At 36.2% G+C, this 12,043-nt stretch carries 13 protein-coding genes; 3 read left to right on the top strand and 10 right to left on the bottom strand.

Going from position 1 to position 12,043, the window contains the following annotated elements:
- The first annotated feature begins 132 nt into the window (after positions 1 to 132).
- Complete coding sequence (locus AAC601_RS17175; protein ID WP_303270285.1) at positions 133 to 540, top strand: endonuclease domain-containing protein; 408 nt, start codon at positions 133 to 135, stop codon at positions 538 to 540.
- A 167-nt stretch (positions 541 to 707) separates the two neighbouring features.
- Entirely contained in the window at positions 708 to 1,409 is a 702-nt protein-coding gene (locus AAC601_RS17170; RefSeq protein WP_303270286.1) for a hypothetical protein, read from the top strand.
- A 10-nt stretch (positions 1,410 to 1,419) separates the two neighbouring features.
- On the opposite strand, the gene AAC601_RS17165 is transcribed toward AAC601_RS17170, so the two are convergent.
- From AAC601_RS17165 to AAC601_RS17120, 10 genes are all read right to left on the bottom strand, one after another.
- On the bottom strand, positions 1,420 to 1,779 hold the full coding sequence (locus AAC601_RS17165) for a cupin domain-containing protein (protein ID WP_303270287.1): 360 nt from the start codon (positions 1,777 to 1,779) through the stop codon (positions 1,420 to 1,422).
- Between the two features lie 13 nt (positions 1,780 to 1,792).
- Positions 1,793 to 2,206: a VOC family protein gene (locus AAC601_RS17160; RefSeq protein ID WP_303270289.1), complete on the bottom strand. Its 414-nt coding sequence runs from the start codon at positions 2,204 to 2,206 to the stop codon at positions 1,793 to 1,795.
- 281 nt (positions 2,207 to 2,487) lie between these two features.
- Positions 2,488 to 3,825, bottom strand: a complete 1,338-nt coding sequence (locus tag AAC601_RS17155; RefSeq protein ID WP_340153929.1) for a hypothetical protein — start codon at positions 3,823 to 3,825, stop codon at positions 2,488 to 2,490.
- A 208-nt stretch (positions 3,826 to 4,033) separates the two neighbouring features.
- A complete protein-coding gene (locus AAC601_RS17150) occupies positions 4,034 to 4,528 on the bottom strand; it encodes a MepB family protein (RefSeq protein ID WP_303270291.1) in 495 nt (164 codons plus the stop codon).
- A 234-nt stretch (positions 4,529 to 4,762) separates the two neighbouring features.
- Positions 4,763 to 5,407 carry a hypothetical protein gene (locus tag AAC601_RS17145; RefSeq protein WP_340153928.1) on the bottom strand — a complete coding sequence of 215 codons (645 nt, stop codon included), beginning with the start codon at positions 5,405 to 5,407 and terminating at the stop codon, positions 4,763 to 4,765.
- On the bottom strand, positions 5,391 to 5,885 hold the full coding sequence (locus tag AAC601_RS17140; protein WP_303270293.1) for a sigma-70 family RNA polymerase sigma factor: 495 nt from the start codon (positions 5,883 to 5,885) through the stop codon (positions 5,391 to 5,393). The genes AAC601_RS17145 and AAC601_RS17140 overlap by 17 nt, the downstream gene beginning before the upstream one ends.
- A complete protein-coding gene (locus AAC601_RS17135; protein ID WP_303270294.1) occupies positions 5,885 to 7,270 on the bottom strand; it encodes an alpha/beta fold hydrolase in 1,386 nt (461 codons plus the stop codon). Before AAC601_RS17135 ends, AAC601_RS17140 begins: the two co-directional genes overlap by 1 nt.
- 198 nt (positions 7,271 to 7,468) lie before the next feature.
- Positions 7,469 to 8,110 carry a response regulator transcription factor gene (locus AAC601_RS17130; RefSeq protein ID WP_303270295.1) on the bottom strand — a complete coding sequence of 214 codons (642 nt, stop codon included), beginning with the start codon at positions 8,108 to 8,110 and terminating at the stop codon, positions 7,469 to 7,471.
- 141 nt (positions 8,111 to 8,251) lie between these two features.
- Positions 8,252 to 10,081, bottom strand: coding sequence for an ATP-binding protein (locus tag AAC601_RS17125; RefSeq protein WP_303270296.1), 1,830 nt, complete (start codon positions 10,079 to 10,081; stop codon positions 8,252 to 8,254).
- A gap of 138 nt (positions 10,082 to 10,219) precedes the next feature.
- Positions 10,220 to 11,260, bottom strand: coding sequence for a hypothetical protein (locus AAC601_RS17120; protein WP_303270297.1), 1,041 nt, complete (start codon positions 11,258 to 11,260; stop codon positions 10,220 to 10,222).
- 308 nt (positions 11,261 to 11,568) lie between these two features.
- Between AAC601_RS17120 and AAC601_RS17115 the strand changes: the two genes are divergently transcribed.
- On the top strand, positions 11,569 to 11,919 hold the full coding sequence (locus tag AAC601_RS17115) for a nuclear transport factor 2 family protein (protein ID WP_303270298.1): 351 nt from the start codon (positions 11,569 to 11,571) through the stop codon (positions 11,917 to 11,919).
- Positions 11,920 to 12,043 lie beyond the last annotated feature (124 nt).

Genomic DNA, 12,043 nt, shown 5'->3' with positions numbered 1-12,043 from the left:
GGGATTATAGGGGGTGTTTTTTGATGAATTACAGCAAAAAAATGGCATAAGCATCTTTATTTTCAAACAGAACACAATTAACAAGACCATTAAAAATTTAGATCTTGTACAACAAACAAAAGACCTAATGTTATGAGCAAAAATAAAATCCTACCATACAAACCCTATCTGAAAAAACTAGCTCGAGAGCTAAGAAAAAACAGTACAATAGCAGAAATAATGCTTTGGGAACAGATAAAAGGTAGGGAATTAGGTTTTCAGTTTCACAGGCAGGTGCCAATTGATCGCTATATCGTAGATTTCTATTGTCATGAATTAATGCTCGCGATTGAAGTAGATGGTTCATCACATGATAATGAAGAAGGGGTAATTCTTGATGAACACAGACAATCAAAGCTTGAAAAGTATGGGGTGAAATTCTTAAGGTTTGATGATACTGATGTTAAGCAAAGCACAGAAAATGTGGTTGAGACCATTAAAGAATTTATTAAGCAATTGGAACACCCCCCTTCACCCCCCTCAAGGGGGGAGCAGCCCTGATCAACTTTAAATAGTAAATAGATAATGTGTAGATTTTAAAACCTAATTGTAAAAAAATAAAAGATAAGAATAAAGCATAATGCATTCTGATGATTTCAATCTGTGAGGCTATCCCCTTGAGGGGATTATAGGGGTGTTATTATTTAAAAATACTAAACAGAGACAAAATGAAAAACTACCTACTACTATTATATAAACTAATCACCTACAATGTGAAGGTGATATTTGCGAACAAATTCGTCTACTTTGTGCTGGCGTCTTTTTTGTTCTTTGCTTTTATTATCACAATTGCAATCTTTGACGATCCTGATTTTAATGAAGCGGTGATCTACGGATTCTTAGTATTTCCTGGCTTGCTACTGATCTTCTATCCTATGGCCTATGGGATCCAGAATGATGATGATTCCAAGATGCTGGAAACCATTTTTGGGATTCCCAACTATCGCTATAAAGTATGGCTAGTACGCTTTATATTGGCTGTTGGTGTTGCATTTGTAATCCTTTTAGTACTGGGCAGCATTGCCAACTTTACGCTTTACCGTTTTAGTCTGTTGCCAATGGTGGGGCAAGTGCTCTTCCCAATAACGTTTCTCTCCTCATTGGCTTTTATGCTTTCTACCTTAATCAAAAATGGAAACGGTACTGCAATTGTGATTGTGATTGTCTCTTTTATCTTTTTTATATTTTCAGAACCGCTTAGCAACAGTGTGTACAACGTTTTTCTTAACCCATTTTCCGAGCCCAGAGAAATGAGCGAATTTATCTGGCACAGTATCATTTTCAAGAATCGCTTGTATCTGATTGTGGCCAGTGCCCTTTGCTTACTTTATGGAATGTTTAACTTGCAGTTTCGGGAGAAGTTTGTTTAGGAATACATACCTAAATTTCATCCAAATATTTTTTGGTTAAGGGACTTTGAGCACTTCCTGTATTGAGAGTTGAAGTGGGCTCAAAAAGCATCACCCAAACTTCTTCTTTCGCCACTGGTTTGTGTTCAACACCTCGGGGCACAATCAAGAATTCGTTTTCATTTACTTCTACTGTTCGATCTCGATATTTCATTTTAAAGCTGCCTTTCACCACAAAAAAGAGTTCGTCCTCCTCATCGTGTTTATGCCACACAAATTCACCTTTCAGTTTGGCAAGTTTTACATGCTGACCATTCAGTTCGCCCACAATTTTAGGTGACCAATGTTCTGAAAATAGAGAGAATTTCTGTTGAAGGTTTACTTTATCCATTTTGTACCATTTATTACGTTGCTCGGTATTCACTTATTTCAAACAAATGACCATCCGGATCTCTAAAAAAGCATCTGGTTTCAGCACCATTTACTACAGGAGGTGTTATAAACTCAGCACCTCTGCCCTTTAAAATTTCATAAGACTTATTGCAATCTTGAACTCTGATTGTAAATGAGTGACTAACTGAGTCTTTATCAACTGGAGAAACAAAATAAGTATTGGGTTTATCTGCTGTGGGTCCAGCGGGAGTGACTAGTAAAATCCAATCCCCTAAGAATTTTAGTACCATTGAGTCTCCTCCGTACTCTCGGAAGATTTCAGCTCCTAGTACATTTACATAAAATGCTTTGGATTTAGCCATATCAGAAACCACTAAAATTGTGGTAAATTCGGAATTTTCGAATGGATTATAATCGTGACTCATGATAACAAATCTTTAGGTCCAAAAATATCGAGCGAAAAGGAATTGACCTTTTTTTAAAGATAAGAAAAATAGTTTAAAAGTACTTTTCGGCTTTTAAAGCTTGAAAGTATTACTATTCGATTTAAGGATTGCTCTAAATTGGTAATCTTTTAAATCCACTGGAGTTTGATTTGATCGCTAACTTTCGGCAAGAGATCATCTCTGTTGCGCTCATAAATGCTATCTGCAAAGAAACAAAAAAGGAGCTACAAGATCATTGCTCCCACTTGAATTAAAAAATCTTATTTAACATCAGCCAAAATCCAGTTTAGAATAGGATCTTTTCCATTCAAGTAATCTTCAAAACTTAACTTTATTTCTTTGTCAAGATGTAAATCTTTTGCTGCCACTCCATAAAATGAGTTGACCCAGAAAGTTTTTCCAAATGTGAAACTATCATCTTGCCAGTCATGTTCTGCATTAGCATCTGCTATCGTAATTTCGGAGTTGGGCATTCTGTACATATCTCTTTCGGCCCAAAACTTTAATCTATCACCCACTTCCTCTCCTACTACTACAATCTTATCTCCTGCGTAATATTTAATTCGAGCAGCCGTTACCAATCCTGCTGAAAATGTCATGTTACTTGTAACGAGATATATGTTTTTATCACTATCAATGATTTTTGGTGGCTCCGTGGCAAGATCAACTGGGATGATATAATTTCCTCCAGTGAAGTATCTTAAATCACAAACCACATCATAATCCGTTTTGGTTTTTAGTTCGTTTATAAACTCTTTTATTTCTCCCTTAAAGTCATCGGCCGTATCCCAGTATCCATTTATGCCAAAATATGCTAGTTTTTCAGTATCATCGAACTCATAGAAAACGCCCTCTTGCATTCTCTCTAGATAAAGAGGTTTGGTACTATTTGCGTTTAAGAGATGTTTCCAATCTGTATCATCATCACTTGGATATAAATCCGCCCAATTCCCGTAATAAATATCTTCAATTTCTTTTGTGTCAAAACTGGCTTTCAATGTGTCAATCCCTTTCAATAAAGTAAGAGTCATTGAATTGGGATCTGACAGCCCAATTCCATTGAGAATTTCCGGACTGTTCAGATAGTCTGTCATTTTAAATTCCTTCCATCTTTCGATTCCAGGTAAATATGGCTTTAGTTTTTGCTCGACCTCCGAAATTTCGATTGAATTGATTTCTAATACTTTAGCACCTAAATATTCTTTTGAAGCACTGTCGCTTTTTATGATATGAAGTCCATTAGAAAACCGATAGAAACGTAAAGGTATCTTGCTCATAAAACCAAGCGGAATTACAGTATGTCCATTATCAGCCATTGCTACGCATTTCGACAATTGTAGGATGATTTGAGGGTCTGAGAGTGAATCAATCTGTGACTTTAGATTGGACAGTATTAATTTGCAACTAGCTAAGGAATCATCAGGGAATGTTTCCGAACCTGTTAAATATTCATTCTGAAAGTAGGTAATGTCTTCAAGCCATTTTTGATTTCGTGATTTTTCTAAGCTGCGGTCTGCAGCATGATTATCAACGCATCCCTGCAGTAAAAGCATAAGTGTAAATATTAATCCTATTTTATTTAATGTGGTTAACTTCATGAGCTTAGGTTTAGTGATGGTTTATTTATTTGATAGGCTAAAAGTCAAACTTTTTTCCGTCATGAAATATTTTTTGTTACTGAAATGTATGTTTATCAGGATGGGATGTCTTCTATTATTGATGGAGTGTCTGAACTTTCTACATTTGACTGGACCATGAGCTACGCAGGAAACTGTGCCTATCAGTTAACTTCCTTACTTTACACAATTAATTAGTTGCATATAATTCCTTCACCTTTTTAAAGTCGGTCGAATCATTTATTTCGTAAAAATAGTACTGTTGCCATTTTTGGGTTCTTTTAGCTTGTATGCTTTTTACAATTTCCCAATTAGGATAAACTCGGAAGGCTCTTTTCCCTTCTTTTTTAGAAGTTGATAATATACCTTTTTCAATAAGCACAGATTTGGGGAAAACAAATTGTCCCAACTGCTTTTCAGTTATTACACTCACCACATAAAAATCGAATCTGTCAGCTTCTTCAAGCGGTGCAATTATTCCCTGACTGTTTCTTTTCCAGTACACTACGAACTGTCCGGCTTTTTTAGGCGTAATTTTAGCTTTCCTGCTTATAATACTCCTTCCATTCAACTCAAATCGGCAAGCTTCATATTCTTTGCTTTCGTCTTCAATTTGAAAGTCTGACATTTTTAGCCCACATTTTTCATAAACTTGAGTATTGATCTGCTTTAAATTATTGTTCATTCTCTTTAGTGTACTAAAAAGAGTAAAACTAGGAAATTTTTAGAATTTTGGCTGCTAGGTGGGGCTAAAAAAGAACCACAGCATTCTAATTAATGCTTCCAGGCGGCTACACAGCATTTCTTTACTATTTGAGCCTGAATCCTTAAAAAATCTCCAGCGATACCAAAAAAAATAGCAATGAGATAATTCCCATCGCTATTAACCTTAAATTGTCGTGCTTAGGATTGGAAGCAGTTAAGCTCTAAGACTTTCCATCTCTTCTATAGTAGCATCTAATTTATCGAAGATGCGCCCATACATAAGCCTCACATCAAAATTGTAAATCTGCTTGGAAAACAGCAGCATCAATAGTGTCACCACAGTAGTGAAGACCCACGCCATAAGCGGAACATCTCCTATAAAGATGACATCCGGAAATTTCGATCCTACTTCATTAACTAAGTCTTCCTGACTAGACCATGATGAAAAAAGCATGCTCATCACGATCAGGAAATAAATAGGATACGTAAAACGGGTCACACTTCCATTTTTCAACAGAATAGTGTCCAACCAGCCCTTAAATGATTTTAAATAATCGTAACTATTTTGGCCAGTTTCTACCGGCTCTATTCGCTCAATTTGTCTTTTACTAAACCAGGCTGTTACCAACATTAGGACCGATATTGCCAACCCTTGCCATACTGCATCGACCAAGAAGTAAAAAAGAGGTATTACAATAGCCATCCCAATAATTAACTTTAGGTTGAACTTCAATCTGCTTTTTATTTTATCCACAATATGTTTTGACTTCTGCTCGTATAATCTATTGATCTTTGGCAAATCCAAGCTACCCTCTTCAAGGAAGCCTTCTTTCCAAATATTTTCAATTGAATTTTTCATCTATAATCTTTTTAAGTCGTTCTTTAATTCTTTTTACTCTTACTCCAATATTATTCGGATTTGTACCCAGAATATCAGCGATCTCTTGTTGTGGTTTCTCCTCCAAATAAAGAAGTATCACAGCTCTATCAACTTCTGATAAGTGTTTTATGGCGGTGTATAATTGATTTAACGCTTCATTTTCAAATGCCTTATTGCTTACCGTAACTGAATCTGGTAGCACATCAGAGGTAAAATGAATAGGCTCATTATTTTTCTTCTTCTTTAGGAGCGTCAAGCATACGTTCAGAGAGATTCTATAAATCCATGTAGTCCATGCGCATTGCTCATTAAAGCTTTCTCTGCTTCTCCAGATTTGTAGACAAACTTCCTGATAGTAATCTTCAAAATCCTCCTGAGAATTGGTATACGCCCTGCAGATCTTGATAATGATGGCTGCATAAGGTACAATTGAAGAGTGATAAAAATCGCTACTCATTAGTTTTGCTTATTGATCCAGCTTGAGACCGTCTCCAGCACTAGGGGTTCCATGGTAGTCTCTATTTGAGCATATTCCTCCATAGAACCTGTCTCACAGATTTGAAATAAGTGGTTCATATTCTCAAATTCTTTTACAGTCACTTTTTTGTTTCCTCCTTCGAGCAATGCTTTTTTGATGACCTCTAGGTTACTCGGACCTACCTGCACATCCTTCGCTCCATTGATTGCCAGAACTGGGCATTCTACTTTTACCAATGTGGCTCTTGGATCATGATTTAAAAAATAAAGCAACCAAGGCCTAGTCAACTGAGCTATTTGCTTCTCTATATATTCTTCGGTGCTCATTCCTTCTATAACTACCTTATTTTTCTCCATCTGATGGCCAATGTAAACTTCAAGCTTATTTTTTAAAGTTTCCATATTCTCCTCATTATTTTTTACTAGCTCAAATATACCTTGCATAACGGCTACTTCATTTTTAATGTCCTGCTCATCAGCACCTTTTAACTTCCCTAAAAGCTCGATTTGCTGTATTGATATTTGCTCTCCAGTGACACCAGGCCCGGCCAATAGAACTATGAAATTCATAGGAATGTCAGCTGCCACCAATGGCGCAATTAAGCCCCCTTCACTGTGGCCTATTAGTCCAATTTTTTCCGGATTAATATCGTTCCGGTTCTTCAAATAACGGACAGCAGCTTTCACATCATTTGCAAAATCGGCACTAGTAGCGGCATTATGGTCGCCAGTAGAGGCTCCAAAACCACGATCGTCATAACGTAAAACTGCGATTCCCTGGCGAGTCAAATAATCTGCCAGCACCAGAAAGGGCTTATGCGTCATAAATTCCTCATCCCTATTTTGTGGACCAGAACCAGAAATCAGAATAGCTGTAGGAAAATTCTCCTTATTCTTTGGCAAACTAAGTGTCCCGGCAAGCGTCACTTCTCCTTCTTCGCTGCTAAAGCTTACTTCTTCAGCATAATACGGATAGGGTTTAGTCGGCTCTTGCGGTCTAACAATCTTCCTTTCGGCTATGGGTTCAGTAGAGAGGTCAAGCTGGAAAGACTGGTTAGCCTGATAAAATTTTCCTTTGATCTTGCTATCCGAAAGTGCTCCTTTGTACTGTGCTCCAATATTGGCGATCTGCAAATCTAATTGACCGTCAATAAATGTTACGGAACTAACCGGCATACCAAAGGCTTTTTGTGCTGGGCTGTCCATTGTTGCAGAATAGTTGCCTTCTGTTTCCGTAATATGGAAAATAAGTGGAAGCTCCATACCCTGGACTTTTAAGAGGCCATACCAATCGCCAGTTACTTGTTGAGCAGACGCTAGAAGCGGAGCCAGGAATACCAGAAATAATAATTTAATCTTTCGCATAATTTTATCTTTTCTTTATTAGTGGCTGAAAAAAAATAATCTTACACGCTGTCAATATTTTTTTACCTCCCATATCATTCATAAGGCAAAGATATTTCTAAAAGGAAATAAAATGTAGTTTATTAAGCTATGGAAATCCATACCTGAAAAATCATACTTATCCTCATAAATAATCTTAAGGAAAGCCGCTATCAGCTTCTAAATCAAATTATTTCGCTGTGCTTTTTGAACTGCTTCTAGCTTTGAATGTACTTGCAACTTAGCGTAAATATTTTCAATATGTTTGCGTATAGTAGAAGGTGACAAAAATAAATTTTCCGCTATAACTGTGTAACTCAACCCTTGGGCCAACTGCTCTAGCACAATGACTTCCCTTGGAGAGAGATTGATTTGCTCTGCATTTTTCTCATCAAAATTAATCGGGTTTCGTAGTAATTTAAGAGTCTTCAAAGCAATGGAGGGATTCATAGCTGCACCCCCATGTAATGTTTCTATTATGCCATTGAACAATAAATGTGGATTAATGTCTTTCAACAAATAACCATCGGCTCCGGCTTTAATAGCATTAAATATGTGCTCGTCATTATCAAAAACCGTGAGCATAATAATTTTGATATGGGGATACTTTTGTTTAACAATCTTAGTTGCTTCTATGCCATTCATTTTAGGCATTTCGATATCCATTAAGATCAATTCCACGCGACTGCTATCGTCTAATTTCTCTAATAAATCCTTTCCGCTACTCGCTGTAAATTTTATTTGAATTTCTTCAAAAAAAGACAATTTCTCCTTTATGGATTGAATCAAAAAACTGTTATCATCTACTATAGCTATTTTCATTGGTAGGTTAGTGCGATTTTATATTCCATGATGATACAAATATTTACTCAGGAACAATTAAGATTTCTAAATTAGAATTATGATTGTGACAGTAATATAAAAATAGCGCGAATTACATAGATCCAAAATAGGGCAATTGCCTTATTCGTTCACTGGCACTACTAATTGTACTTTAGTGCCTGGTTTTTGGTTCAAGATTGACAACTGACCTTCTATTTCCTCTGCTCTTTTTCTCATGTAATTCAATCCGTTGCCGATTTCTCGATTTTCCTTTTCAAAAATATCAAAGCCTTTCCCATCGTCAATAATTTCTACCACAACTTCATGAGAGTTTTGAATGAAATTGACTGTAATTTTTTGAGGATGTGAATGCTTTATGGCATTATTTACTGCTTCCTGTATGATACGATATACGTTAATTCCTTGCAACGAATTAAATGCCACACCTTCCTGTTTATTCCTAAAATTAACCTCGATTTCAATTCCCATTAAAGAAGCTTTGGCCGCCTCCATGAAATTAGTAATACGCGATTTTAGATCTTCAAGGGTTATTTCATCTTTATTCATGGCCCAAATGGTATCACGTAGATCTGTGATGGTACTTCTGGTGAAGGCAGCTATGCTTTCAAATTTAGGATAAATGAAGTCTTTGCTGAACTCATAATACTTCAGGTTGTCCAGTGAAGAGATAATAAATGTTAATTGGGAACCGATATTATCATGTAAGTCCTTTGAAATAGTTAGACGTTGCTCTTGTAAATTATTCTGGTTTTCTATTCGTACCAATGCCTCTTTTAACTGGTTTTCTTTAACGATTTGCTTGTTCCGCTGTTTCTGTTGTTTATACACTGCAAATCCAAAAATTGAGACTAAGAAAGCTAGACCAAAGGCAGAAATAAGCCAGTTAGTTCTATTTTTAATTTCCACCTCCTTTGTAAGGATGTCTGTTTGTATTTCAGCCAAAAGTTTTTCTTTCTTTTCCGTTTCAAACTGGATTTGCAACTCTTCTATTCGGCTGTTCACCTTTAGGCTGTTACTGCTATCTTTCAGGCTTTGAAATCTCTCTTTCCAGCGATAAGCATTTTCGTAATCCGATAAACTGAGGTAGGTGTTAGCGATCTGTTCATAGCAATATTGTTCCAGATGTTGGTATTTAAATTGCTTTGCCAGACTGGCACAACGCTTAAAATTTTCAAGCGCTTCTTTATATTTCTGTTCCAGCACTAAAATTTCAGCCTTTTGCACATAATTTACAGTAATGCCATAATTATCCGCTATTTCATTTCGGATGACCAAAGAAGTATCCAAATAGACCTTTGCATATCTATAGTTTTTCATTTCAGCAAAAGTGTTTGCAATATTGGCGTAGCTGTACCCCAGACCTGTGCTATCCTTCAGGGCCTTTTTGATTCGTAAAGATTTTTTCTGGTAGAGTAAGGCGCTGTCATTTTTTCCAATCATGTTAAGCACCACTCCATAATTATCATAAACGGGGTTAATTCCCACTGAATCGTTGACCTCTTCCAACAACTTTATGCTCATTTGCATGTATTGCTGAGCTTTTCCCAAATTATTCGACTTTAAATTATATCCCAAGCCACCATAGGCAATTCCAGCTTTGCCTATATCACCGATCTCTTCAAAAATTTTTATAGCTCTCAAGGATAGGGCCAGGCTTTCATCGATCTTATTTTGATAGGCTTTTAGTTGGCCCTGCTTAAACACCACATCGCCCAAAGAAATACTATCATTAAGTTCTATAGCGATTTGCTCTGCTTTTTGAAACAGTTTTTCTGCCTTTTCTACCTCTGCTACAAACTGCCCATAAGGAACTTGAGTAATGAGTTCCAGTTGTTTTTCGACAGAAAGCTTTTTAGCTGATTGTGTAAGACTATCTAAATACGTTGCTTCCTTTTGAGAAAAAGCAGGAAATGAAGCTAAGATGAAAAATAATATCCAACAGAATCGCATAGGTTTTATTTAAAGGCTGCGACTAAGATAAAGAAAAAAGCTATTTGATTTTAAAAAAATTCCTGAACCGATAAAATCAATTCAGGAACTTATAAGTGATCATAGCAATATTTGAATTGCTAATATTGCCTAATTTATCTATTCAAAGACTTCATTTAGATGGTATTTAATAAATTCGCTTCCAGCGAGGTACATTCCTTCTGCATACTTTTTACCATCTGGTTCAAGCCATTTAGTAGTTTCGCTGTAATTGTCACCTCTGATCATCACTATAGGATTTTGTAAAGTAGCTGTTGCCTGAGTTTGCTTAGAGTACGCCACTACTTTATCCTTTTCCAAAACCCCTGAAATTTCCAAGTCAGATTTCATAAAACCACTGTATTGAGATTCTGCACTACCTCCTATTTTTAATTTTCCTCTGGTGAAAGAAACATAACTGTTTAAAGCCACAGCCTGCTTATTCTTATCTATCAGGCTCGTAAGTCCTGCAGAAGTGTTTTCATCAGTAACATTATAAAGGTTTGCTAATCTGTAATTAATATACAATTTCACTTTAGCTTGATTACCGACATTCCAATCGTTGCCCACAGCAGAAAACACATACACCAGCGAAACATCGGCTACTAAAGCATCTTGCAGCTCCTGCGAAAGACTTTGAGGAGTTTTGTCGAAACCAGCCAATGTAGAAGACAAAGCATTTCTGTCTTTATAGAAATAAGAATAACCTGTGGGCACGACAGACAAAATGCCTGTCATGTCGGTTTCATACACGCTAGGGCCTGTAGCTTTTTTCCAGCCTTGATAGGTATCAGTATTTCCTGCTTCTTCCGCTGAAATAATTTCATAGCCTCTGGATTTCATATCATCCACAAAATCCTTATAAAGCTGATCGGCTTTTGATTGTATGGCATCTTTTTCCAAAGTAGCCAAGCCTACAGCAGCTTTTGCCTTGGCAGCATTTTTTATACTTCTACCAAAGCCACCTGCTTCCTTTTTATCAACCGCTTCTTTGTAAATTTCAAAGTTGATGTTAAAACTTGAGATATATAATTTTTTAATGCCATCATTGAGTTTTTTACTCTTAAAGGCATCGTCTTTAGGTTGAAATTTACCCAAATCTTGAGCGCTAAGTGTGTAAAATGAAAATAAGGCTAAAACAAGTAAACTAATTTTTTTCATGATTTTTGTGTGAATGGTTATCATACAAAATTGCTTTTAAATAGTAGCTGATTCAATAAGGCATTTGCCCTATTTTCTTGGTTTTTAGAAGAATAATTTTACTTAGGGCCACCGTAGGCAGTTAAGTCATCTAAAAAATACGGAGTAATTTCTACCTTATAAATTAGAAGCGATAGCAGGACTATTTGATATAAAATATTCTAAGGCGGATATTTAGTAGCAATTTTTAATAAAAAATTTATCTTTTTAAAACCTTTTCTATATTTACATGTATATACATATATTGTATCGACATTAAATAAAATATTATGACTCTAAGAGAAAAAACACAAGACATTTACAACCTAATAGGTGAAGGAAAATTATTAGATGCATTCGATAAATACTATGGAGAAAGCGTAGTAATCACCGAACCAAGAGGAACATGGACAGGCAAAGCTGAATGCAGAAAGCACGAAGAGGAATTTTTAGGTATGATAAAAGAATTTCACGGAATGGAAGTAACCGCAATCACTTCTGATGAGGAAGCGGGTATAGTAATGCATGAAACTTCTATGGATGTTACTTTTCAGGATGGTAACCGCGTAAATATGGAGCAAGTTGGCGTGCAAAAATGGAAAGACGGGAAAATCGTTCACGAAAGATTTTATTACCAATAGTAGCAAGCAATTTGGAGAGACACGAAAAGCAGATCGATTGGTCTGCTTTTTTTTTGCTCTTATGAGCATATTAATGGAATTCAATCAGGGCAGCCCATCTGCTGAAAAGAGTAAATCTGTTCTT

The organism is uncultured Marivirga sp. (assembly GCF_963974845.1).
Taxonomy (GTDB): Bacteria; Bacteroidota; Bacteroidia; order Cytophagales; family Cyclobacteriaceae; genus Marivirga; species Marivirga harenae.
The sequence above is the reverse complement of the archived record's forward strand: the minus strand, read 5'-3'. Positions and strand labels throughout refer to the sequence as shown.